This window comes from Pelomonas sp. Root1237 (assembly GCF_001425055.1).
Taxonomy (GTDB): domain Bacteria; phylum Pseudomonadota; class Gammaproteobacteria; order Burkholderiales; family Burkholderiaceae_C; genus Pelomonas.
In genome coordinates, this window is the sequence record NZ_LMDK01000016.1 from 877,293 (window position 1) to 899,901 (window position 22,609).

Consider the following 22,609-nt stretch of genomic DNA (forward strand, 5'->3'; position numbering starts at 1 on the left):
AAACACGCGCCAACGCTCTGCGAATAAGCATCCCCGCTTTCCTTCGTTCCGCGAGGAAGGCGGGTTCCCTATCGTGCAAGGCATCAACCGACACCGGCCGCCATGCACATCACCAGCCTCTCAGCCAGCCCCAGCGAACGCTCGCGCTCCGCCTGGCTCACGCAGTTCGCGCTGACGCGCCTGGAAGGCCGCGCCACGCATCACGACGACATCCTCGTGCGCGAGCTGCCCGCCGCAGCGCTGCTGACGGCGGACCTGCAGGACCGGGCGATAGCCGCCGCCGTGCAGGCCGTCGAGCAGGCCGACCTGGTCGTCGTCGGCACACCCATCTACAAGGCGGCCTACAGCGGCCTGCTCAAGGTCTTCCTCGATCTGCTCCCGCCCGATGCGCTGCGAGGCAAGGTCGTGCTGCCGCTGGCCACGGGGGGCAGCGCGGCTCATTTCCTGGCACTGGACTATGCCCTCAAGCCCGTGCTGTCGGCCCTGGGCGCCCGCCATGTGCTCGACGGCGTATTCGCCACTGACGCTCAATTGCGCCGTCATGAGGCCGGCGGCTTCGTGCCGGAGCCCGATCTGATTGCACGGCTGGACCGTGCCCTCGCTCCGCTGACGCCACGAATGCGGAACTCGCCAGAGCCCACTCAGCTGTCGACGCCGCAAGGCCAGCTTCACCACCGCTTGTCTCCTCGCCTCCCGCACGGGACCGGCGACTTCATCCCGGCGCTCGGGCGCTGATCGGGTGCGCCCGAGCGCCGGGATCTTTTTGCACAGGACGCTCTTCATGCTTTTCCGCTCTCTTCGACATGTCCTTCGCTGGACCGCGCCGCTGCTGATCGCGGCTACCAGCCTGCACGCTTCTGCCCAGACAACGTTACGCATCGGCTTCCAGAAATCCGCCAGCCTGTTGACGCTGCAGAAGTCCTCGGGCTCGCTCGAGAAGAAGCTCAGCTCCCTCGGCGTCGCCGTGAAGTGGGTGGAGTTCCCGGCCGGCCCGCAGTTGCTCGAGGGCCTGAACGTCGGTGCCGTCGACGTGGGCTTTGTCGGCGAGGCGCCGCCCATCTTTGCGCAGGCCGCCGGCGCACGCTTCGTCTACATCGGCTTTGATCCCGCCGCGCCCGAAGCCGAAGCCATCGTCGTGCCCAAGGATTCCGCCATCAGGACGCTGGCCGACCTGAAGGGCAAGAAGATCGCGCTGAACAAGGGCAGCAACGTGCACTACCTGCTCGTGAAGGCGCTGGAGAAGCAGGGCCTGAAGTACAGCGACGTGCAGCCCGTCTACCTGCCGCCGGCCGATGCACGCGCCGCCTTCGAGCGAGGTGCGGTGGATGCCTGGGTGATCTGGGACCCCTTCCTCGCCGCCGTCGAAAAGCAGAGCGGTGCGCGCCTGCTGCAGGACGGCCGCGGCCTGGTCAACAACTACGCCTACTACCTGGCCGAGCGTGGCTTCGCGCAGCAGCACCCGCAGGTCATCCAGGCGCTGTTTGACGACAACCAGGCCCAGGCCGCCTATGTAAAGGCCAACGTCAAGGCCGCGGCGGCTGTCATCGCGCCGCTGCAGGGACTGGAGCCCGAGGTCGTCGAGAAGAGCCTGACGCGCTACCAGTTCGGCGTGAAGCCGCTGACCCCGGCCGTCGCCGCCGAGCAGCAGAAGATCGCCGACGCCTTCCACGCCCTCGGCCTGATTCCCAAGCCCACCCGCGTCGCCGACGCGCTGCCCGCCACCACCGTTGCGGAGGCCGCGCGATGAGCGCCCACGCCACGCGCCGTGCGGCCATCGCCATCCTGGCCACGACGGCCGCCGTCTGGACGCGCGCCAAGGCCGACGCACCCACGCAACTTCGCATTGGCTTCCAGAAGGGCTCGCTCAACCTCGCCCTGCTGAAGAGCTACGGTCTGCTGGAGCAGCGTTTGCCTGGCACCCGCATCCAGTGGACCGAGTTCCCCGCCGGCCCGCAGTTGCTGGAGGCCCTGGCACTGGGCAGCGTCGACCTCGGCGCCACCGGCGACGCGCCACCGGTGTTCGCGCAGGCCGCGGGCAAAGACGTTGTCTACGTGGGCGCCGAGCCGCCCAAGCCGGACAGCTCGGCCGTGCTCGTCAAGCCCGATTCGCCGCTGAAGACGCTGGCCGACCTGAAGGGCCGACGCGTGGCGCTGCAGAAGGGCAGCAGCGCCCACTTCCTGACCGTGCAGGCCGTGAAGAAGGCTGGTTTGGCCTGGGCCGACATCCAGCCTGTCTACCTGCCACCCGCCGACGCCCGCGCCGCCTTCGAGCGCGGCTCGGTGGACGCGTGGGCCGTGTGGGACCCCTACTACGCCGCCGCCGAGATCAGCGGCGAGCTGCGCGCGCTGGCCACCAGCCGCGGCCTGACGAGCAACAACACCTTCTACTTGGCGTCGCGCGCGCTGAGCCAGCAGCCGGCCCTGGTGAAGACGCTGTTCCAGGCCCTGACCGACACCGACACGCGCGTGCGCACCGATCGCAAGGACGCGGTGCAGCGCTACGCCGAATTCGCCGGCCTGCCCGTGGCCATCGTGCAGCGCATGGTTGAGCGCCGCGGTGCCGCGCCCGTCGGACCGCTCACGCCCGACCTGGTCCGCGAACAGCAACAGGTGGCCGACGCCTTCGCCGAGCTCGCGCTGATCCCCCGCCCCATCCGCGTTGCCGATGCCATTGCACAGGTGAAAGCATGAAGATCTTCTGGTTCATCCCCACCCACGGCGACAGCCGCTATCTCGGCAGCTCGCGCGGCGCCCGCGTGGCCGACCATGCCTACTTCAAGCAGATCGCCATTGCCGCCGACAGCCTCGGCTACGAGGGTGTGCTGCTGCCCACCGGCCGCAGCTGCGAAGACTCGTGGATCGTCGCGGCCAGCCTCATCGACGCTACCAAGAACCTGAAGTTCCTTGTCGCGCTGCGGCCCGGCCTCGTCGCGCCGTCGCAGAGCGCCCGCATGGCCGCCACGCTGGACCGCCTCTCGGGCGGCCGCCTGCTCGTCAACCTTGTCACCGGCGGCGACCCCGACGAGCTGGCCGGCGACGGGCAGTTCCTCGATCACGCGGCGCGCTACGAGCAGAGCGCCGAGTTCATCCGCATCTGGCGCGAACTGCTGGCCCGCTCGCACACCGGCGAGCCGCTGGACCTGGATGGTGAGCATCTCAGCGTCAAGGGCGGCAAGGTGCTCTACCCGCCCATCAACAAGCCCTACCCGCCGGTGTTCTTCGGCGGCTCCTCAGGCCCGGCGCACGACCTGGCTGCGGATCAGGTCGACACCTACCTGACCTGGGGCGAACCCCCGGCCGAGGTCGAGAAAAAACTCGCCGACGTGCGCGAACGCGCCGCGGCACGAGGCCGCCGCCTGCACTACGGCATCCGCCTGCATGTCATCGTGCGCGAGACCGAAGATGAAGCCTGGCGCGCCGCCGGCGAGCTGCTGTCCGAGCTGGACGAAGCCACCGTCACCGCCGCCCAGGCGCGCTTCAAGACCATGGACTCGGTCGGCCAGCGCCGCATGGCCGAACTGCACGGTGGTCAGTTCAACAAGGCCGATGTGCGCCAGGGGCTGGAGATCGCGCCGAATCTGTGGGCCGGCGTGGGCCTGGTGCGCGGTGGCGCGGGCACGGCCCTGGTGGGCAGCCCGCAGCAGGTGGCGGACCGCATCAAGGAATACTCGGACATCGGCCTGGAGTACTTCATCCTCAGCGGCTATCCGCATCTGGACGAGGCCCACCGCTTTGCGGAACTGGTGTTCCCGCTGCTGCCGCTGGGCGTGCGCGAGAAGCTCACCGCGCCCGTGCTGACCGGCCCGTTCGGCGAAGTCGTGGCCAACAGCTACGTGCCCAAGGCCGTTTCCGCGAGCTGAACCGATGTTGCGCCGCCTCATCCCCTGGCTGCTGCCCGCAGCTCTCCTCGTCGCCTGGGAGATCGCCTCGCGCAGCGGGGTGCTGTCTGCGCGCATCCTGCCCGAGCCCGCCGCGGTGCTGGCCGCCTTCTGGCAGCTGCTGCGCTCGGGCGAATTGGCGCATCACGTCGCCGTCAGCACGGCGCGGGCCTTCTCGGCGCTGGCCATCGGCGGCGGCCTCGGCCTGTTGCTGGGCCTGCTGACCGGCACCTGGCGCGCGGCCGAGACGCTGCTGGACACGACGCTGCAGATGGTGCGCAACATCCCCGCGCTGGCCTTGATCCCGCTGGTCATCCTGTGGTTCGGCATCGACGAAGCCGCCAAGCTGGTGCTGGTCGCCGTGGGTGTGTTCTTCCCGGTCTACCTCAACACCTTCCACGGCATCCGCAACGTCGACCGCGACCTCATCGAGATGGCGCGCAGCTACGGCCTGTCGGGCTTCCAGCTCTACCGGCAGGTCATCCTGCCCGGCGCCTTGCCGTCCATCCTCGTCGGCCTGCGCTTCTCGCTCGGGCTGATGTGGGTGCTGCTGATCGTCGCCGAGACGCTGTCGGCCCAGGCCGGCATCGGCTACCTGACGATGAATGCGCGCGAATTCCTGCAGACCGACATCGTGCTGGTCGGCATCCTGCTCTACGCCGTGCTCGGCAAGCTGGCCGACGTCGTCGCGCGCGGGCTGGAGAAGGCCTGGCTGCCCTGGCACCGCGGCTATGCCGCCGAGGGGAACTGACCATGTGGCTCACTGAATTCGACACGCCCGTGCTGCCGCGTGAGCCCGTGGTTGCCGATACGCCGGCGCGCAGCACCTCGCAGGGCCTGGCGCTGCAGTTGCGCGGCGTTGCCAAATCCTTCGGCACACGCCATGTGCTGCAGGACCTGGACCTGACCGTCGCGCCGGGCGAGTTCGTCGCGCTGGTGGGCCGCAGCGGCTGCGGCAAGAGCACGCTGCTGCGGCTCATCGCCGGGCTGGACTCGCCGAGCGCCGGCCTCGTCGAAGCGGGAACGGCTGGCGAGCGCCGGCTGATGTTCCAGGACGCCCGCCTGCTGCCCTGGAAGCGCGTTGTCGACAACGTCGCGCTCGGCCTCGCCGGCCCCGATGCCAGGGACCGCGCGATGGAGGCACTGTCCCAGGTTGGCCTCGCCGGCCGCGGCAGCGACTGGCCGGCGACGCTGTCAGGCGGCCAGCGCCAGCGCGTGGCACTCGCCCGCGCTCTCGTGCACCGCCCTCGCCTGCTGCTGCTTGACGAGCCGTTGGGCGCGCTGGATGCGCTGACCCGGCTGGAGATGCACCGCCTCATCGAGCAGCTCTGGCGCCATCACGGCTTCACGGCCCTGCTCGTCACCCACGATGTCGCCGAGGCCGTGGCCCTGGCCGACCGCGTGCTGCTGATCGACCGTGGCGGCATCGCGCTGGATGCAACCGTCTCGCTGCCACGGCCGCGCTCGCGCACGGCGGCGGGGTTTGCGGAGCTGGAGGAGCGGGTGCTGCGGCAGATCGTCGGCCACCCGGCCTTGGCTTAGCTGTCAGGGACTGAGCGAGTGGTGCTGGCTTAGCCGCCCGCAGAGCAAGGCCGCGAGCCGCGCAGCACGTTGTAGGGATTCACCGGCGCACCGCGCCACCAGCGTGGCTTCGGCTCGAGCTTGAAGATCGCCAGGTGCAGGTGCGGTGCACCGGCCGGCGAATTGCCGGTCAGGCCCACGTAGCCGACCAACTGGCAACGGCGCAGCGACTGGCCCTCCACCAGGCCCGGCGCGTAGCCGTCGAGGTGGGCGTAGTAGTAGGCGTAGCGCGACGCGGGGTCGAACTGGTAAACCGTGAGGCCGCCGCGCTGGCTGGTGAACAGCTTGGCCACCACGCCGTCTTCCACCGCCAGCACCGGTGTGCGCATCGGGGCCGGGATGTCCAGCGCCTCATGGGCACCTTTCGTGCGGCCGTCGCCGAAGGTATCCGTCAGGTTGGCAGCCCACACGCCAGGTAGCGGAATGGACAAATCGCGGCCCTGCAGGTCGGCGATGTCGGCAGGCGTGACGGCGACGTCCACCGGGCCTGACGCGGCTGTGACCGCCGTTGCAGGCCAGGACGAAGGCACCGCGGGTGCCTCGACCCGCACCGCCGGCGCGGTCACCTGAGGTTGGACTGGCGGCGGCACTGGCGCGCGGCGCTCGCTGCAAGCGCTGGCGCAGGCCAGCAGCAAGGCCATTGCCGCGTGGGACGCGCCGTGGCGAGGCGGTAGGAGTGCCATTGCGTGCAACCTGCCTTGCAGCCGAAGTCAGGGCCGAATGTCGACCTCGAAGCCCGGTTTCACGAGCTTGGCCAGACGTTGCGCGTCCCAGTTCGTCATGTGGATGCAGCCATTGGTTTCCTCGCGGCCCAACTGCGCGGGGTTCGGCGTGCCGTGGATGCCCCAGTGCGGTTTGCTCAGCCCCAGCCACGTGTTGCCGACAGGGTTGTTGGGGCCGGGCGCGACCTCCGCCTTCTGCGCGTCCTTGGCTGCGTTCTTCAGCAGCGCCGGGTTGTACGTGAAGGTCGGGTTCGGCACCTCGCTGACGATCTTCAGCACACCCAGCGGCAACGGGTCCTGCGGCCCGCCGATGCTGATCGGGAACGCCCCCAGCACCTTGCGATCGGCGCCGAGCACCCACAGGGTCTTGGCCCTCTTCTCGATCTCGATCCTGACCGCGGCGCCGCCGACCGGCGGGCGCGCGGAGACGTCGGGCACGATCAACTCGTCGCCGGCCTTGAAATCCTTCGCCCGGCCACGATTGAGCGACGCAAGCATCGACTCGCTGAGATGGAAGCGCTCCGCCAGCGCCTCGCCGACGGTTTCGTAGTCCAGCGACTTCAGCTTGGCGCGCTCGGCCATGTCGGCGGGTGTGCGGGTGTAGGGGCCGGCCACGTCCTTGTCGGTGATGGTGTAGGTCGCGAACGCACCGCCCGTATCGCCCTGTTCCAGCGCCTTTGCGGTGGCCGCGTCGAGCCGGCCGCTGACCTTCAGGCCCCTGGCTCGCTGAAACGCGATCAGCGCGCGTTGCAGGTTTCGCCCCTGGTGGCCATCGATCTCGCCCGGTGAGAACCACGCCCGATCCAGAAGCACCTGGGCGCGGGCAACCGCGTGGGCACCCACCGCGTGACCGTGTCCAGGCACCAGCGACGCAGCGTTGAACGCCTCCAGCGTCTGCGGTGCCGCCGACGGGGTGGCGCGGGCGCGGTGCGTGGCGGCCACGCCCGGCGACGCGACGCAGGCGCAACACAGCAGCGCGGCAGCCATCTTCAGCGGTGAAATTGGCAAGGTCGGCATGGCGGGCTCACGAGGTGGGTCGATTCACCGCACCGTACCGAGGTCACCGCGCCGCACGTGTAGGCCGATGCCTGGAACCACTACCAATAATTGACGACGTGAACCGCTGCCCGCGAGGCTGGATGACCGCTGCGCGCCCTACATCGGGCATCGAAGGAGCGGCGAAGTCCGATGAGTCGATGACTGCTTCATGCCGCGCACCCTGAACCTGGCCCTTTGACGCGAGCGACGGCAACCGCTGCAGCACCGACGGCGGATTCAGGCTGATTGCCGCCGTTCGCCGCAAAGCTTGCTAACCGGCAGATGGAGCGACTCAAAGCGAAAGACGCAGATGAACCGATTCCAAACGTCAGAACCGGTAGCAGTGCCCCGGCTGAGAGTCGCCACCATTGACCTGCGCACCATGGGCCGCAACAGTCGCGCCGGGATAGGCGCCGTTCTGACAGGCGATCAGCGCATCACGACTGCCTTCGACGCCCCGCTCGACTATGGATTTTCGCGGCTCAAGACGTAGTCCGCGATGTTCGGATGCCGCTGGGGCGTCGCTTGGTTTGGTGGTCGCGAACGCCCGAGCAGGAGAGCGGGGCAGCTTGAGGTTTAAGGGTACCGGGCTGGCGCCAGCGGCGTCATCGCCGGGCGCCGCGATGCAGTAAAGAGGTGCGGCCAGCGCGGCCAGCAGCATCGCTGAGCTGCGCACACCAGACAGCGAACCGGACAAGCGGCCTGCGAAGGGTAGAAACAACTGCTTTGAAGACGCCACGCCTAGCATGTCGGGATTGTGGCCAGTGTCCGATCCATCCGCGAGCCATGCTGTTGACCTTGCCGTCCCGAGCCGTAGCCAGACTGTCCGCAGAAGGTGAAAAGAGCCAACGGAGACAAACGGTTCGCGCTCTACGATTTTGGATAGGTCGCGAGTGCGCGTTCCTACCTTCGTCGGTTCATAGCCCTGGAGCCTGAATGTTCTCTCGCCAAACACTTCTCGTTCTGTTGAGCGCCGCAGCGTTCACCGGAATTGCGCATGGTGCGCCATGCAAGACGACTGTCGATATTCCCCAGCGCCTGCGTGACAGCTCTCTGCTCCTATTGGGCGAACTGCACGGCACGCGCCAGATACCGGATTTCGTAAGCGCCTATGTCTGCAACTTGGCTGCTCAGGCGAGAAGCGTGGCGCTCGCGCTCGAATGGCCAGAGGAAAACCAAGCGGCAATCGACGCTTTCCTTGATAGCGATGGCCGGGGCGGTGCACGCAAGGCGTTGTTCGGTTCCCGCGATTGGTCAAAGCCCGCGCATGAACAGGATGGGCGTACCAGCATGGCCATGCTTGTGCTGCTCGATGAGGTGCGGCAGCACAACAAAGCCACGCCGACTCGCAAGATCACTGTCCGCGCGATCGACGGGGACGACCTGACGATGAGCCGCAACGTCCGTGCGCTGACCGCTACGGGGCTTTTCTCTCACGTCGTCGTGCTGACGGGAGACCTCCACACCAGTTTGGCCAAAGGCAACATGTTCGATCCGGCCATGGAGCCCATGGGCTTTCTGCTACGTGACCTCCGCCCGATTTCCCTCGTGGCGGAGTACGACCAAGGGACGGCCTGGAACTGCGCCGCCAGCCAGTGTGAGCCGCATGTAGTGCTATCCATGCCGACGCAGCGAGGCGCGCGGTATTCAATTTCGTTGCGGCCACCGAAAGATCGGCTCGGCTACGACGGCAGCTTCTACGTGGGGAGGATCGACGCTTCGCCTCCGGCCGTTTTGCCCACCGCCGCAAACGATTGAGTTGAATGGCTTGCAAGAACGGCCGTCGCCCTTTCTCGCGCTCGGGCTGAGCGGCGGCAATCGCATGCCGGCACGACCGTCTCCGTCGCGCCCGGTGCTCGGACCAGGCAACATGGCACCATCGAGGCCGGGCAGGTCAACGTGGGGACGTCCATCAAATGATTTGGATGAGAGCCGCCGCTGACCGGCGGGTCAGACGTCGATCGTTGCTGGTCAAGCCTGGCCTGTGACTATGTTTTGGTTCAAATGGATTAAGTGACATTGAAGCAAGCGCTGATTTCATTCGTGCTCGTGCTGACGGCTGCAACCCAAGTTGTTGCCGAAGGCTCCGCGGCGGCTTTCCCGCAGATGCTGAAGCCGGAGGCACAGCAGGCCAAGTCGGCCCATCTGGCTGCGGACCTGCTGTCTCGCTACCACTACCGACCCCTCTCGCTCGACGACGCGTTGTCGGCCAGGATCTTCGACCAGTATTTAAAGGCGCTCGATCCGGAGAAACTGTACTTCCTGCAGTCCGACATCGATCGCCTTTCAGGCGACCGCATCTTGCTCGACAACGCGATCCTGGCTGAGGATCTGCGGGTGCCGTTCGAGGTCTTCAACCTGTACGAACGCCGGGTGGCTGAGCGGCTGACCTATGGCCGCACCTTGCTCAAGAAGGGGTTCGATTTCGGGCAAGACGAATCTTTGACGGTCGAGCGCAAGGATCAGCCTTGGCCTGCGACCGAAGCAGAGTCCCAAGACCTCTGGCGCAAGCGCGTCAAGAACGAGTGGTTGCGGCTCAAGCTTGCCGGCAGGGACGACCCGGCCATCGTGAAGATTCTCGACAAGCGCTACGAAAGCGCATCGAAGAACCTGGGCAAGATCACAAGCGCCGACGCCTTCCAGGCCTTCATGAATGCCTACACGATGGCGATCGACCCACACACGAACTACCTGGGACCGCGCGCCGCGGAAAACTTCGGCATCTCCATGCGACTGTCCCTGGTGGGCATCGGCGCGCTTCTGACGCAGATCGACGACTACGCCACCGTCCGGGAGCTGGTGCCAGGAGGGCCCGCGAGCCTGTCGGGCCAGTTGAAGGTCGGCGACCGTATCGTGGGCGTCGCGCAAGGCGCCACCGGCGCCATGGAGGATGTCGTCGGCAGGCGCCTTGACGACACGGTGGCGTTGATCCGGGGCATGAAGGGTTCGACGGTTCGGCTGGACGTCCTGCCGGCCGACAGCGGGCCCGATGCGCCGAACAGGACCGTCGTACTGGTCCGCAACACCATCACAGTGCAGGACAGCGCCGCCAAGGCCAAGATCTATTCCGTCACGACGGGCGCTGGCAAGCGCCTGGTCGGTGTGATCACCCTGCCTTCGTTCTACGAGGATACCGACGCACTCAGAAAGGGCGACAAGGACTACCGCGGCGCAGCGCACGACGTGGGCAAGCTGCTGTTCGACATGAAGGCCCAGAAAGTAGATGGCGTGTTGATCGACTTGCGCAATGACGGCGGCGGGTCGCTGCGCCAGGCGGTGAACCTGACGGGCATGTTCGTTGGCAAGTTGCCGGTCGTTCAGACCCGAGATGCAAGAGGCAACATCACTGTCGAGAAGAACGCCGAGGCTGGTTTGGCATGGAGCGGGCCGCTGGGCGTCCTGATCAACAGGGGCTCGGCTTCGGCGTCAGAAATCTTCGCCGCGGCGATCCAAGATTACGGTCGCGGCGTGATCATCGGCGAGGGCAGCTTCGGCAAGGGCACCGTCCAGACCCTCGCCAACCTCGACCAGATCGCCAAGAACGCAGCGCCGACGTACGGTGAACTGAAGTTCACCATCGCTCAGTTTTTTCGGGTGAATGGCGGGACGACCCAACTCCGTGGCGTGACGCCAGACATCCTCTTTCCGCAAACCAGCGACGACACCGAGTTCGGAGAGTCGAGCTACGTCAATGCCCTGCCGTGGACCAACATTCGAGCCGTGGACTACTCGCCTGTGGGTGACGTCAAAACGCAGTTGCCCCGCCTGTTGGCTTGGCACGCAGCCCGCGTCGAGCACGCCCTTGACTTCCAGAACCTGCTGCAGGATGTGGCCAAGGCACAGGAGCGTCGCAAGAACAACGTGATTTCGCTCAGTGAATCAGTTCGACGCAAAGAACGTGCTGCCTCGGAGAAGCGCCTGGCTGCCCAGCTGGGTGAAGCGGGAAGGGGCGCGAGCGGCACGCTGGTCGACGACGGCTTGCAGTTCAACGAACGCCAGCTGGACAAGGATCTCGCCGCTGAGAAAACCCGGAAGACCATCAACGATGCGCTTCTTGACGAGGCTGTCAGTATCCTCTCCGACAGCGCAGCATTGAAGGAAGGCCAGACCCAAACAGCAGCGAGCGCTCTACCGATCCGTCCCCAGGTGGTCATGACCTTGCCGAACGTTTCCTCTGAGAAATAGCCGTTGGTGGCCGAGACCTGACCTGGAGGCGGCCACGTCGAGCGGCGCGCACATTGCCGGACTCGGTGGGGATCTTCACCCAAATGCGCACGACCCCAATCAGGTTGCCTCAAGGGTTCGCGCCCGACATCTCCATGATCAGTCGGGTCACGAGATAGAGCCGCGGGGCGATGGAGCGGATGTCGACGTACTCGGCATCGTTGGAATGGGCGCCAAAGCCCGTGAGACCCAGGCCTTCGATCACCGGTCCTCGGGCCTGCATCGCCGCGAAGGAGGCGTCCGTGCCGCCGCCCGTGGCAACCTCCGCCACCTGCATCGCCAGGCCCAGCTCCGCGTAGATGGCCTGGGCACGCTTGGCCAGCGCCCGTGAGGCCTCGGTGGCCTCCAGCGGCGGGCGGCGCACTTCGAACTTGAGCTGCACCTTGGCGTCGGCCAGGCGCCGCTGCTGCACGCGGCGCTGCAGTTCCTTCTCCAGGCGGTCGAAGTCCGCCACACGCAAGGCGCGCGCATCGGCCTGGGCCGTGGCCTGGGCCGGGATCACGTTGCGGTTGGTGCCGGCCTGGGCCATCGTCCAGTTCAGCTTCAGGCCCGTGGCCGGCTCTGACAAGTCCTGCATCTGCAGCAGTTGATGAGCCAGTTCCGTCAACGCGTTGACGCCACCCTCCGGCCTTGCGCCGGCGTGCGAGGAGCGGCCTTCCACGCTCAGATAGGCCGAGCCGATGCCGCTGGTCGCCAGGCGCACACCGCCCTGCGCGCCGGCGCCCTCGAAGGACAGCGTCATGTCCTGGTCAGCCGCGGTGCGCGTGATGGTCGCGCGCGAGCCCGGTGAGCTGATCTCCTCGTCGCCGTTGATCAATACGGTCAGCGTGCCGTAGTCGTCAATGCCCGCCTTCTGCAACAGCGCGATCACATGCAGGATGGTGGCCACGCCCTGCTTGTCGTCCGCGATGGCCAGGCCGTAGGCGCGTTCGCCCTCGATGCGAAAGGGCTGGTCCTTCAGCATGCCCTTCAGGTAGACGGTGTCCATGTGGGCGATGAGCAGCAGCTTCTTGCTTCCCCGCCCCTTGAACTGCGCCTTCACCATCTGGCCCTGACGCTCCGGCGTGTCCTCCATGCGGTACACCTCCGTGGGTTCGATCATCGACACCTCGCCGCCCAGGGCCTTGAGCTTCCCGGCGATCAGCCCGGCCACCGCGGCCAGGCCGTCCAGGTCCTTGCTGCCGGACTCGATCTCGACCAGCGCTCGCAAGGTCTCCAGCAGCGCGGGCTGCTCCTGCTTCGCCAGGTCCTGCAGTTGCTGGGACGTGGGCGCCGCCTGGGCCAGGGAAGCCGCCAGCAACGCGGCGGCGGCGATCAATGTACGAAGTTGCATGTCGAGGACGTGGAGCTGGGACCGAGCGGACTGTGCCAGCGACCTTTCACAACGCCCATCGACAAGTTTTCCCCACCCTATGCAGTGATGTAATAGGGCCTATTCGCGCTACGGCAATGGGTCGCGTTGTGACCAGAAGGGCTGCAGGCAAGTCGCAAACCGCAAGCCGTGTCATTACCCGGCGAGGATTTGCGACACAGCATCCGGCCTTTCTGGTCACAACCCTTCGGGAAGGTCCGTCGCCAGGGGCCACTCGGCGTTGCATCGCTGGCCCGCACGCGAGTGCGGGCGGCGCGCTGCGCCTTGATTGGCCACTGGCGACGGGCCTTCGCGACCCATTGCCGTAGTGCGAACAGGCCCTCCCATGCGCTTTCGCTCGCCGTCGCTGGCCGAACTCCATGCCTTCGTCGCCGTGGCCGAGCTGGGCAGCTTCTCCGCCGCCTCGCAGCTGTTGTCCGTCACCCAGGGCGCAGTCAGCCGGGCGGTGCAGCGGCTCGAGTCGGAGCTGGGCCTGGCGCTGTTGGCGCGCGGCGGCGCCCAGGTCACCCCGACGCCCGAGGGCGCCAGCTACCTTGCCCGCATCAAGCCCGCCCTGGACATGCTGGAACGGGCCGTTCCCTTGCACGCGGCGCCTGCCGGCCCGTCACTGCGCATGGCGCCCGTGCCGTCGCTGTACGCGCGCTGGCTGGTGCCGCGGCTGCCGGCGTTGCAAGCGCAGCATGCGCAGCTCAAGCTCGAGTTCCGCCGCTGGCGCCACGACGACCGCTTCGAGCGCGACGACGTCGACTGCTGGATCAACCCCAAGCCAAGCGCACACAGCCGCTGGCCCGAAGGCGTCGTCGCGCAATACCTGCTCGGGCGCGAACTGGTCCCCGTGTGCCGCCCCTCGCGCGCTGCCCGGCTGACCCGGCCGCAAGACGTGCTGCAGCACCCGCTGCTGCACCACAGCGCCCATCCCGCCGACTGGGCGCTCTGGCTCAAGGCCCAGGGCGTGCAGGCGAGCCAGCCCCAACTGGCCTCGGGCTTCGACCTGGCCGCTGCACTGATCGAGGCCGTCGTCGCCGACATGGGCATCGCGGTCGTGCAGCTCTGCCTCATCGAAAGGGAGCTGGCCGCCGGGCAGCTCGTCGTGCCGTTCAGCGGCTGGGTGTCGTCGGGGCGCGGCTTTTACCTCTGCCGGCGGGCCGACCGGGAAGGCTCTTCCGAGCTCCATGCATTCGCGCAATGGGCGGTGGCCGAGAGCCGGCGCTGGCGGCGCCAGGCCTTGGCCGCGCTCGACTGACGGTCAATACACGAGAGAGAAGGTGACGTAACCCTCGTCCCGCGGCGGTCCATCAATGACTGCGCTCCTGCATCACGGCGCGGTTCTTCCCGCCTCGCTTGGCCTCGTAGAGTGCCTTGTCCGCGGCTTCGATGAGTTCAAGGGATGAGCCACCGCGCTGCGGGATCATCGAGGCGCCGCCGATGCACACCGTGAGGTGTCGGGCGGGCGCCGAATCGCCCGGCGCCAGTTCAAGGTCCTGCACGGCCAGGCGAAGTTTTTCGGCCATGAAACTGGCCCCGGCCGCCGGCGTGGTCGTCATGACCAGCGCGAACTCCTCGCCACCGTAGCGCGCCACGAGATCGGTCGAGCGGTTGGCATTCAGGTGCAAGGTGCCTGCCACCTTCTGCAAGGCCTCGTCGCCGGCCGGGTGGCCGTAGGTGTCGTTGTACTGCTTGAAATCGTCGATATCGACCATCAGCACGGAGAGCGTGCTCTGGTCGCGCAGCGCCCGGCTCCATTCCATCTGGATGTGCTCGTTGAAGCGGCGCCGGTTGCTGATCTCGGTGAGCCCGTCCACGTAGGTCAACCGCTGCAGCTCGATGTTCAACTCCGTCAGCTGCTGCTGGCTCTCGCGCAGGGCCCGGTACGCCTCGTCGCGCTGCAACTGGATCGAATACCCCCTGGAGTGGTAACGGATGCGCGCCACCAGCTCGACCTGGCTCGGCAGCTTGACGAGATAGTCGTTGGCACCGGCCTCGAAGGCTTCGCTTTTCACCGCCGGGTCCTCGGTGGTCGACAGCACCACGATCGGGATGTCCATGGTGGCCGCGTTGGCGCGGTAGCGGCGAACCAGCGTCAGGCCGTCGATGCCGGGCATGACCAGATCCTGCAGGATCACCGTCGGCCCGATCTGCTCGGCCAAGGCGATCGCCTTCCCGGGATCGGCGCAGTAGTGGAAATCGATGTCCGCGTGGCTCAGCAGCGCGCGGCGCACGGCCTCGCCGATCATCGCCTGGTCGTCGACCAGCAGCACCATGACGGGACGGCGCCTGGCCGCCGATGGCTTCGGGAGGTCGAGGCTCTTCATATCAAGGTCGATCATCATGGCCTCCTGGTTCTGGTTGCATGGAAAGTGCAGCGCGCAGCCGCGGTGCGATCGCGTCGATGGGCAGGACGTCCACCGCAGCGTCCAGCGCCACGGCGGCCCTCGGCATGCCGTAGACGGCGCAACTCGCCTGGTCCTGCGCGATGGTGTGGTGCCCCTGGTCGCGCAGCGCCTTCAAACCGAGTGCGCCGTCGCGTCCCATGCCGGTCAACAGCACGCCGACGACGCCACCCCGCCACAGCGCACAGGCGCTGTGGAAGAACACGTCGACCGAGGGACGGTAGACGTACTCCCGCGGGATCGGCGTGTACGCCAGGCACCCGCCCGCCACAAGCCGCAGATGGTCGTTGGTGGCGGCGAGCAACACCACGCCCGCGGCGGGCCGGTCGCCTTCCGCGGCCACCCGCACCGGCAGCGTCGAATGCTGCCCGAGCCACTGCGCCATGCCGGCGGCGAACTGCTCGTCCACATGCTGCACGATGACGACGGCACCCGGGAAATCTGCCGGCAGGCCGTGCAGCAAGGTGGCCAGCGCCGCCGGGCCACCCGCCGAGGCGCCGATGGCGATCAAGGGTTGCGGGCAGCTCTTGCGCGACCTCGCAGCGGACCGGGCAGCGTCGACCCGGGCCGGGGCGCTGTCGCCGATCAGCTTGCCGATGATCTCGATCTTCGCCAGCAGCGGTGCGGCGCCTGCGTGCGGGTCGGTGCCGGCCAGCGTCGGCGTGTCGACGACGTCGAGCGCGCCGTGGCCCATCGCGTCGAAGACGCGGGCGGTGTTGGCACCCATGTTGGAGGTGACGAGCAGGATGGCGCACGGCGTCTCGGCCATGATGCGCCGTGTCGCTTCGACCCCGTCGACCACCGGCATCAGCAGGTCCATCAGCACGAGGTCGGGCCGCTGTTCCGCGCAGCGCTGCACCGCCTGCGCGCCGTTCTCGGCCACCCAGATGACGCGGTGTTCCGGCCTCAGCGCCAGCACGCGCCGCAAGGCTTCCACGGCAAGCGGCAGGTCGTTGACGATGGCGATCTTCATGTGACGACCGCCTCGCCGATCAGATCCACGGCCGCCTGCAGCAGCGTCTCGTCCTGAAAGCTGCCCTTGGTCAGGTAGTGGTTGGCCCCGGCTTCCAACCCGCGCCGGCGGTCCTCGTCGCGATCCTTGTACGACATGATCATCACCGGCAGCGACTTCAGGTTCGGATCCTTCCTGACCAGCGTGACCAGCTCGATGCCGTCCATGCGCGGCATGTCGATGTCGGTCACCAGCAGGTCGAAGTGGCCGGTGCGCACCGCATTCCAGCCATCCATGCCGTCGACGGCCACCTCGACGTCGAAGCCGTGCTGGGCCAGCAGCTTGCGTTCGAGTTCACGCACCGTCAGCGAGTCGTCGACCACCAGCACGCGCTTGCGCTTGCTCGCCCCGGCGGCGCCGGTGCCTGGCCGCACCTGGCTCAGCTGGCCGGAGGCAATCAGCTTCTGCACCGAGCGGATCATGTCCTCGATGTCGATGATGAGCACCGGCGATCCGTCCTCCATCAGCGCGCCGGCGCTGACGTCCTTGACCTTGCCCAGGCGCGGGTCGAGCGCCTGCACCACCAGCTCGCATTCGCCGAGGAAACGGTCCACCACCAGGCCATAGATGTCCTCGTGGTCGCCGACGACGAGGACCGACAAGTCGCCCGCCAAGGCCCGGGGCGCGTCCACCTGCAGCAACTGGTGCGCAGTGACCAGGCCGACGCGTCGCCCGTCGACTTCGACGTGCTGCCGCCCCTCGAGCAGTTCGACCCGCTGTGGCGCTACTTTCAGGGCGCGGAAAATGCGCGCCAGCGGGAAGGCGTAGGGCTCGCCGCCGATGTGCACGAGCAGGGTGCGCACGACCGACAGCGTGAGCGGCAATTGCAGCTGGAAGCGCGTGCCCAGGCCCGGCTGCGTCGACACGCGAACGCTGCCGCGCACCTGTTTGACCATGTCCTGCACGACGTCGAGCCCGACGCCCCGCCCGGAGACCTCGGTCACCCGCCGGCTGAGCGTGAAACCCGGCAGGAACAGGAACTCCAGCAGCTCGGACTCCGACAGCTCGGCCGCGACCTCGGGCTTGGCGTGGCGGCGCTCGACGACGGCGCTGCGCAGTGCCTCCAAGGCGATGCCGCCGCCGTCATCGGACACGGTAATCTGCAACGCCCCGGCGCTGTGGCGCGCCTCGAGCCGCACGACGCCTTCCGCGGGTTTGCCCACGGCATGTCGCTGCGCGGGCGATTCGATGCCATGGTCGAGCGCATTGCGCAGCAGGTGGCCAAGCGGTGCATCCAGCTTCTCGAGCACGTCGCGGTCCACCGGCGTCGCGGCACCGACGATGTCGAGCCTGACCTGCTTGCCCAGCGAACGCCCCAGGTCGCGCAGCATGCGGGGCATGGTTTGAACACCGTCGGCGAATGGCCGCATCCGACAGGCCACCGCCTCGTCGTACAACCGGCGCGAGAGGTCGGCCGAGCGCCGCTCGAAAGTTTCCAGATCGGCCAACCCCTGAGCCAACAGCTGCTCGCACTCAAGCATGCGGCGCCTGACCTCGGGCGGTGCGGCCCGCTCTTGCGCAGCCTCATGCTGAAGCCGCTTGAGCCGCAGCAGCGAGTTGGCGAAGGGCGTGAGCCACCTTGCGGCCACCAATGATTCGCCGGCCAGCCCGAGCAGCCGATTCAGGTTGTCGGCGGTGACGCGCACGACGCGGTCCGAGGCGTCGCGCACCGGCACCGCCGCGGGGGGCGCCACCGCTGCCTCCAGCACCGGCGCTGCCGCGTCGGGCGCCGGGTCGTCTTCGTCGCTGGCCAGCATCGCGGTCTTCAGGGCCTCGACGAAGGCCTTCACCTGCAGCGCGTCGCCAGGGTCCGTCCCGGCGGTCCGGCCCAGGCGCGCGAGCAGGTCCACACCCGCGAGCAACGGGTCGATCTGACGTTGGCGCAGCCGCAACCGGCCCGTTTGAGCGGCGACGAAGCAGTCTTCCATCGCATGCGCCACTTCCACCGCGGCGCCAATGCCGACGATGCTGGCGGCACCCTTGAGCGAATGGGCGGCGCGCATGCAGGACTCGAGCTGGTCGGCGGCGTCCGGACTGCGCTCCAGGGCCAGCAGTCCCTGCGTCAGCAACGGGGCGTGGTTCTCCACTTCGATGCGAAACAGGTCCAGCATCGACAGGTCGCTGAGATCGACGCTGCTCATTGGGGCTCCCTAGGCGCTGCGCGCCATCCCGCCAAGCGGGAATGAGCCCCTTCGGGCGGCCGGGCGGGGCTCATGCGAGGCCCCGTTGAATGGTGTAGAGCAGCAGTTGCTCGTCGAGCAGGCCGACCGCGCGCTCATTGCTGCCCCCTGGCGCTTCTCGAGGGGTTCGCCCGCGTTCGGGCGGCCGGGTGGCGGGTTCGTGCCAGGCCAGGATCGCCTTGGAGTAGGTCGCCGTGGCACGCGCGACGGTGGCAGGCACTGGCTTCAGCGTGGCCGGATCGAAGCGCCGGATGCCGTGCATTTCGTCGACCGCGAAGCCCAGGCGCTGGCCGTCCAGGCCGATCACCACCAGGCGCCGCAGTGTCAGGCGTTGCCGTGCGTGCCCCGTCTCGGCGACGTGCGCCAGGCCGAGGACGCTGCCCAGCGATACGCAGACCAGCAACTCGCCCCGCACGTTGGCCACACCCTGCACGACGCCGCCGCGCCGGCTCGGCAGCGAATGGATCGCCGGCAAGGCGGCGACTTCCTGGAACACCGGCGTCGGCAGGGCCAGCCATTCGGCACCGATGCGAAAGATGACCGCCGAGCCCACCTCGGCCAGCCCAGCCTCGTGAGCCTGCGCCATGTGGCGGGTGCAGTCGGCGAGGTAGCCGGGCGGCGCCTGCCGGTCAAGTAAGGCCAGCGCGGCGGCGGCGTGGGTTGGACAGTGGCTGCAGTGCACGTGCTGCTTCAGTTCCGGGCAGGAACCATCGCCGCGAATGCCGATGCGGTTCCAGCAGTCGTCCAGGGCCACTTGCATGTTCATGTCAAGCCCCGCCTGGTTGCAGCCGGCTCGCGCGCTGCTGCAAGCGCCGCGCGCCGGCCGCGTCGCCCTGCTTTTGCAGCAGCAGGGCAAGGTGGATCAACGCCTCGTGGTGATTCGGGTTCAGATAGAGCGCCTTGCGGTACTGGTCGGCCGCATCGCCCGTGTTGCCGCTTGCGTCGCGCACCAGGCCGAGCAGATTGAACGCATCGGCCGTAGGCCCGTGCTCGCGCAGATGTGCTTCACAGTGCGACGCAGCCTCGGCGAGGTGGCCCTGGTCGGCCAGGCGCTGTGCGTGGGCTATGCCCGTCGCCGCTTCGGCCCGCACAGTCGCCTGCGGCGCGGTAGCGGGGGGCGCCACCCGGGGCCGAGCGGGCCGCGGGGGCGCGGCCACCGGGGCCGGAGCACGTACGGGCCTGGGTGGCGCCGGGGTTGCACGGAGCTTGATGACGCTGCCGGGCGCCGGCCCCTTGCGGAAGGCAAACGCGAGCGGAAGCTTTGCAGAGACGAAGCCGTGATCCGACAGCAGGGCCGTCTCCGACGGGCCGACGAACAGCCAGCCGCGCGGCGCAAGCAGCCGGCCCAGCACCGCGATGGCGCGGTCCTGCGTGGCGCGGTCGAAGTAGATCAGCACATTGCGGCAGAAGATGACGTCGTAGAGCCCCGTCCCGGCCACCAGGCCGTCCAGCAGGTTGCCCGGTCGAAATTGCACGAGCCCGCGCACCGCCTCCGTCGGGCTGTGGCCGCCCGCCGTCGCGATGAAGTGGCGATCACGGAACGCCAGGTCGCTGCCGCGAAACGAATTTCGGCCGTAGACCGCAACCTGCGCCCGCGCCAGCGCACGCAGGCTGATGTCGACGGCATCGATGCGCAGCGCATTGGCCGGAAAGCCGGCGTCGAGCAATGCCATGGCCATCGAATAGGGCTCCTCGCCGGTCGCGCACGGCACGCTCAGCAAGCGCAGCACGCCCTGCGCCTGAGCAGGCGCTTCCTCGCCGGCCAGGCGCGCCAGCGCCACGAAGGCTGCCGGGTCGCGGAAGAACCAGGTCTCGGGCACGACCACCGCCTCGATGAGTTCCTGCAACTCGACGCTCGAGCCGCAGAGCCGTTCCCAGTAGGCCTGCGCGTCCGCCAGCCCGCAGGCCGACAGCCGCTCCTGCACCGCACGCTCGACGGCCGCCGAACCGATCGAGGCCGCATCCAGGCCCATCGTCTGCTTGAGCAATTGCTCGAAACGGGTCATGTCCATCACGCTGCCCCGGCCTCGTCGAACAACATCGCGCGCAGCGACGCCGGAAGCAGGCCCTGCACCTCGACGCGCTGGATCAGCCCCTGCGCGTCGGTCGTCACCGGGCCGAGCCAGGGCGCTGCGTCGACGTTGACGCCGGCCGCAACGAACTCCGCCGGCTCGCGGCGCAGCGTCTGCGTCGCCCTTTCGACCAGCAGGCCGAGCAGGTGCGGGCCGGCTGCCGGACCGGGGAAAGTCACGAGCACGATGCGCGTGCTCAGGCGGTTCGCTGACGGGCGGCCGAGCGCGAGTTCGCTGAGGTCGATGACCGGCACCGGCACACCTCGGTAGTCGCACAGGCCGGCCACCGTCGACGGCGCGAGCGGGATCGCCTTCACGCCAAGCCGCGGCAGGACGGCGACGACCTGGCCCGCGTCGAGGGCGTAGCGTTCACTGCCGATCTGAAAGAGGATGAACAGCATCCGGCCGGCCCTCGGGCCTCAGGCCTGCGCCAGTTTGAAGCGCGAGACGCCGCTGCGCAGCCCGCCAGCCGCCTGGTGCAAGCCGTCGATCGCCTGGCCCGACTGGCGCAGCGAGTCGACGGTCTGCTGGGCGGCTTCGGTCAACTGTGTCAGTGCCTGGCTGATCTGCTCGGCGCCGGTCGCCTGCGTCTGCACGCTTTCGCTGACGGCCTCGAAACGCGGCGCCAGGGCCTGCACCTGCGAGATGATCTGCGACAGCTGCGCGCCGACCTGCTGCACCTCCTGCATGCCGCGGCGCACCTCCTCGGAAAACTTGTCCATGCCCATCACGCCGGCCGACACCGCGGACTGCATCTCCTTGACCGTCTGTTCGATGTCGTAGGTGGCGACTGCGGTCTGGTCGGCGAGCCGGCGGATCTCCGTGGCAACCACGCCAAACCCGCGCCCATATTCGCCGGCTTTCTCGGCCTCGATGGCCGCGTTCAGCGACAGCAGGTTGGTCTGGTCGGCCACCTTGGTGATGGTGGTGACGACCTGGTTGATGTTGCCGGCCTTGTCGCTCAACACGGCGAGCTTGGCGTTGATCGAGCCGACCGCCTCCATCACGTTGTGCATGGTCTCGCTCATGCGCTGCAAACCTTCCTGCCCGCCGCCGGCGAGCAAGGCGGTCTCCTCGGCGACCTGCGACACCTCGCTCATCGTCCTCACGAGCGCGCGCGACGTGGCGGAAATTTCCTTGGAGGTGGCGCCGATCTCGGTGGTCGTCGCAGCGATCTCGCTGGCGGTGGCCTGCTGCTCCTTGGATGTGGCGGCGATCTCGGTCGCCGAGGTGTTGACCTGGATGCCGGACTGCTGGACCTGGCCGAACAGCTCCGTCAGCTTCTCCGTCATCCGGTTGAACCCCTGCGCCAGCGTGCCGAACTCGTCGCGCCGCTCCAGGTTCATCCGCTGCGTCAAGTCACCGGTGCTGATCGCGTCGGTGGCGGTGAGCAACCGGTGCAACGGCCGGGTGATCGATTGCAGCAGGACATAGCCGAGCGCAAGCGCCAGCAACAGTGCCGCGGCGAGACTGACCAGGATGGCCATGTTGGCCATTGCGACCGCGCTCATGATCTGCCGGCCTGCCGCCTCGGCATCGGCCATGTTGTAGTCGACGACGGACTGCACGGCGGCGCGCAGCTTGTTGTACTGCGGGTCAAGCTGGCTGTGCAGCAGCGCCCGGGCCTCGTCGCGCTTGCTGGCCGCGCTCAGCTTCAGGATGTCGTCCTGCGTGCGCAGGTAAGGATTGGCAACGTGGAGGTTCTTGAACGCCTCGTAGTTCTCGCGATCCTCGGCCGAGAAGATGGTGCTCTCGTAGCTCTTGGCCAGGGTCTCCAGCCGAGCCCGGTTGACCTGCAACTGCGACTCGATCTTGCGCGCCTCGGTTTCATCCTTCTCGAACACCTGCTCCTGGGTCAACGCGAAGTTCTCTTGCCAGGCGGCCAGCAGCTGGCTGCTGTACAGCATGCCGGGCAAGGCCTCCTTCTGGATGACGGTCGCGTCCTGCGCCACGCGAGCGAGGCGGGAATAGATGACGGCGCCCATGACGATCATCAACACCAGCACGGCGGCGAAGCTGGCGAGGATGCGGTGCCTCACGGTCAAGATATTCATCAAGTTCGGCTCCCTCGCCCTGCGTCATCCAGCCCGGCGGGCAAGTCGACGCAATGCAGCTCACCGTACGCCCTGTCTAACGCGAT

Annotated in this window: 20 protein-coding genes; 9 read left to right on the forward strand and 11 right to left on the reverse strand. The window is 67.9% G+C overall.

Annotation, left to right across the window (positions count from 1 at the left end; translation table 11 throughout):
• Positions 1–102 precede the first annotated feature (102 nt).
• From ssuE to ASC91_RS16830, 6 genes are read left to right on the forward strand one after another with little or no spacing between them, the layout of a single operon-like run.
• A complete protein-coding gene (gene ssuE / locus ASC91_RS16805) occupies positions 103–735 on the forward strand; it encodes an NADPH-dependent FMN reductase (RefSeq protein WP_082532737.1) in 633 nt (210 codons plus the stop codon).
• 46 nt (positions 736–781) lie between these two features.
• A complete protein-coding gene (locus tag ASC91_RS16810; RefSeq protein ID WP_056198893.1) occupies positions 782–1,747 on the forward strand; it encodes a sulfonate ABC transporter substrate-binding protein in 966 nt (321 codons plus the stop codon).
• Positions 1,744–2,691: an aliphatic sulfonate ABC transporter substrate-binding protein gene (locus ASC91_RS16815; protein WP_056198897.1), complete on the forward strand. Its 948-nt coding sequence runs from the start codon at positions 1,744–1,746 to the stop codon at positions 2,689–2,691. The genes ASC91_RS16810 and ASC91_RS16815 overlap by 4 nt, the downstream gene beginning before the upstream one ends.
• Positions 2,688–3,860, forward strand: a complete 1,173-nt coding sequence (ssuD, locus tag ASC91_RS16820) for an FMNH2-dependent alkanesulfonate monooxygenase (RefSeq protein ID WP_056198900.1) — start codon at positions 2,688–2,690, stop codon at positions 3,858–3,860. Before ASC91_RS16815 ends, ssuD begins: the two co-directional genes overlap by 4 nt.
• 4 nt (positions 3,861–3,864) lie before the next feature.
• A complete protein-coding gene (ssuC, locus tag ASC91_RS16825; protein WP_056198904.1) occupies positions 3,865–4,629 on the forward strand; it encodes an aliphatic sulfonate ABC transporter permease SsuC in 765 nt (254 codons plus the stop codon).
• Positions 4,630–4,631: 2 nt separating this feature from the next.
• Positions 4,632–5,420: an ATP-binding cassette domain-containing protein gene (locus tag ASC91_RS16830; protein ID WP_056198905.1), complete on the forward strand. Its 789-nt coding sequence runs from the start codon at positions 4,632–4,634 to the stop codon at positions 5,418–5,420.
• A gap of 29 nt (positions 5,421–5,449) precedes the next feature.
• Here the strand turns inward: ASC91_RS16830 and ASC91_RS16835 are convergent, their stop codons facing one another.
• The 3 genes from ASC91_RS16835 to ASC91_RS29505 form a co-directional block, all read right to left on the reverse strand.
• Positions 5,450–6,142 (reverse strand): M23 family metallopeptidase, encoded by a 693-nt coding sequence (locus ASC91_RS16835; protein WP_157281702.1) that lies wholly within the window; start codon positions 6,140–6,142, stop codon positions 5,450–5,452.
• Positions 6,143–6,169: 27 nt separating this feature from the next.
• Complete coding sequence (locus ASC91_RS16840; RefSeq protein WP_082532738.1) at positions 6,170–7,198, reverse strand: L,D-transpeptidase family protein; 1,029 nt, start codon at positions 7,196–7,198, stop codon at positions 6,170–6,172.
• Positions 7,199–7,547: 349 nt separating this feature from the next.
• A complete protein-coding gene (locus ASC91_RS29505) occupies positions 7,548–7,916 on the reverse strand; it encodes a hypothetical protein (RefSeq protein ID WP_162247804.1) in 369 nt (122 codons plus the stop codon).
• 239 nt (positions 7,917–8,155) lie between these two features.
• Between ASC91_RS29505 and ASC91_RS16845 the strand changes: the two genes are divergently transcribed.
• The gene (locus tag ASC91_RS16845; protein ID WP_157281706.1) at positions 8,156–8,977 is read left to right on the forward strand and encodes a hypothetical protein; all 822 of its coding nucleotides are present in this window, start codon (positions 8,156–8,158) and stop codon (positions 8,975–8,977) included.
• 255 nt (positions 8,978–9,232) lie between these two features.
• Positions 9,233–11,404 (forward strand): carboxy terminal-processing peptidase, encoded by a 2,172-nt coding sequence (locus ASC91_RS16850; protein WP_056198921.1) that lies wholly within the window; start codon positions 9,233–9,235, stop codon positions 11,402–11,404.
• 109 nt (positions 11,405–11,513) lie between these two features.
• Here ASC91_RS16850 and ASC91_RS16855 read toward each other — a convergent pair whose 3' ends face one another.
• A complete protein-coding gene (locus ASC91_RS16855) occupies positions 11,514–12,776 on the reverse strand; it encodes a M20/M25/M40 family metallo-hydrolase (RefSeq protein WP_056198924.1) in 1,263 nt (420 codons plus the stop codon).
• A 364-nt stretch (positions 12,777–13,140) separates the two neighbouring features.
• Between ASC91_RS16855 and ASC91_RS16860 the strand changes: the two genes are divergently transcribed.
• Positions 13,141–14,058, forward strand: coding sequence for a LysR substrate-binding domain-containing protein (locus ASC91_RS16860; RefSeq protein ID WP_056198928.1), 918 nt, complete (start codon positions 13,141–13,143; stop codon positions 14,056–14,058).
• 52 nt (positions 14,059–14,110) lie between these two features.
• Here the strand turns inward: ASC91_RS16860 and ASC91_RS16865 are convergent, their stop codons facing one another.
• The 7 genes from ASC91_RS16865 to ASC91_RS16895 all read right to left on the reverse strand — a co-directional run bounded on the left by ASC91_RS16865 (position 14,111) and on the right by ASC91_RS16895 (position 22,523).
• Entirely contained in the window at positions 14,111–15,145 is a 1,035-nt protein-coding gene (locus tag ASC91_RS16865) for a diguanylate cyclase (protein ID WP_394326326.1), read from the reverse strand.
• Complete coding sequence (locus tag ASC91_RS16870; protein WP_056198933.1) at positions 15,129–16,178, reverse strand: chemotaxis response regulator protein-glutamate methylesterase; 1,050 nt, start codon at positions 16,176–16,178, stop codon at positions 15,129–15,131. The genes ASC91_RS16865 and ASC91_RS16870 overlap by 17 nt, the downstream gene beginning before the upstream one ends.
• A complete protein-coding gene (locus tag ASC91_RS16875) occupies positions 16,175–18,358 on the reverse strand; it encodes a hybrid sensor histidine kinase/response regulator (protein WP_056198936.1) in 2,184 nt (727 codons plus the stop codon). Before ASC91_RS16875 ends, ASC91_RS16870 begins: the two co-directional genes overlap by 4 nt.
• Before the next feature lie 70 nt (positions 18,359–18,428).
• The gene (locus ASC91_RS16880; RefSeq protein WP_056198938.1) at positions 18,429–19,163 is read right to left on the reverse strand and encodes a chemotaxis protein CheW; all 735 of its coding nucleotides are present in this window, start codon (positions 19,161–19,163) and stop codon (positions 18,429–18,431) included.
• A 1-nt stretch (position 19,164) separates the two neighbouring features.
• Positions 19,165–20,409: a protein-glutamate O-methyltransferase CheR gene (locus tag ASC91_RS16885; protein WP_056198940.1), complete on the reverse strand. Its 1,245-nt coding sequence runs from the start codon at positions 20,407–20,409 to the stop codon at positions 19,165–19,167.
• Positions 20,409–20,870, reverse strand: coding sequence for a chemotaxis protein CheW (locus tag ASC91_RS16890; protein ID WP_056198943.1), 462 nt, complete (start codon positions 20,868–20,870; stop codon positions 20,409–20,411). Before ASC91_RS16890 ends, ASC91_RS16885 begins: the two co-directional genes overlap by 1 nt.
• An 18-nt stretch (positions 20,871–20,888) precedes the next feature.
• Positions 20,889–22,523, reverse strand: a complete 1,635-nt coding sequence (locus ASC91_RS16895) for a methyl-accepting chemotaxis protein (protein WP_056198944.1) — start codon at positions 22,521–22,523, stop codon at positions 20,889–20,891.
• Positions 22,524–22,609: the final 86 nt, after the last annotated feature.

What these genes read in the sequence shown, in the direction of transcription:
- ssuE (WP_082532737.1), top strand. Translation starts at nt 103, where the DNA reads ATGCACATCACCAGCCTCTCAGCCAGCCCCAGCGAACGCTCGCGCTCC.
- ASC91_RS16810 (WP_056198893.1), top strand. Translation starts at nt 782, where the DNA reads ATGCTTTTCCGCTCTCTTCGACATGTCCTTCGCTGGACCGCGCCGCTG.
- ASC91_RS16815 (WP_056198897.1), top strand. Translation starts at nt 1,744, where the DNA reads ATGAGCGCCCACGCCACGCGCCGTGCGGCCATCGCCATCCTGGCCACG.
- ssuD (WP_056198900.1), top strand. Translation starts at nt 2,688, where the DNA reads ATGAAGATCTTCTGGTTCATCCCCACCCACGGCGACAGCCGCTATCTC.
- ssuC (WP_056198904.1), top strand. Translation starts at nt 3,865, where the DNA reads ATGTTGCGCCGCCTCATCCCCTGGCTGCTGCCCGCAGCTCTCCTCGTC.
- ASC91_RS16830 (WP_056198905.1), top strand. Translation starts at nt 4,632, where the DNA reads ATGTGGCTCACTGAATTCGACACGCCCGTGCTGCCGCGTGAGCCCGTG.
- ASC91_RS16835 (WP_157281702.1), bottom strand. Translation starts at nt 6,142, where the DNA reads ATGGCACTCCTACCGCCTCGCCACGGCGCGTCCCACGCGGCAATGGCC.
- ASC91_RS16840 (WP_082532738.1), bottom strand. Translation starts at nt 7,198, where the DNA reads ATGCCGACCTTGCCAATTTCACCGCTGAAGATGGCTGCCGCGCTGCTG.
- ASC91_RS16845 (WP_157281706.1), top strand. Translation starts at nt 8,156, where the DNA reads ATGTTCTCTCGCCAAACACTTCTCGTTCTGTTGAGCGCCGCAGCGTTC.
- ASC91_RS16855 (WP_056198924.1), bottom strand. Translation starts at nt 12,776, where the DNA reads ATGCAACTTCGTACATTGATCGCCGCCGCCGCGTTGCTGGCGGCTTCC.
- ASC91_RS16860 (WP_056198928.1), top strand. Translation starts at nt 13,141, where the DNA reads ATGCGCTTTCGCTCGCCGTCGCTGGCCGAACTCCATGCCTTCGTCGCC.
- ASC91_RS16865 (WP_394326326.1), bottom strand. Translation starts at nt 15,145, where the DNA reads ATGATGATCGACCTTGATATGAAGAGCCTCGACCTCCCGAAGCCATCG.
- ASC91_RS16870 (WP_056198933.1), bottom strand. Translation starts at nt 16,178, where the DNA reads ATGAAGATCGCCATCGTCAACGACCTGCCGCTTGCCGTGGAAGCCTTG.
- ASC91_RS16875 (WP_056198936.1), bottom strand. Translation starts at nt 18,358, where the DNA reads ATGAGCAGCGTCGATCTCAGCGACCTGTCGATGCTGGACCTGTTTCGC.
- ASC91_RS16880 (WP_056198938.1), bottom strand. Translation starts at nt 19,163, where the DNA reads ATGAACATGCAAGTGGCCCTGGACGACTGCTGGAACCGCATCGGCATT.
- ASC91_RS16885 (WP_056198940.1), bottom strand. Translation starts at nt 20,409, where the DNA reads ATGGACATGACCCGTTTCGAGCAATTGCTCAAGCAGACGATGGGCCTG.
- ASC91_RS16890 (WP_056198943.1), bottom strand. Translation starts at nt 20,870, where the DNA reads ATGCTGTTCATCCTCTTTCAGATCGGCAGTGAACGCTACGCCCTCGAC.
- ASC91_RS16895 (WP_056198944.1), bottom strand. Translation starts at nt 22,523, where the DNA reads ATGAATATCTTGACCGTGAGGCACCGCATCCTCGCCAGCTTCGCCGCC.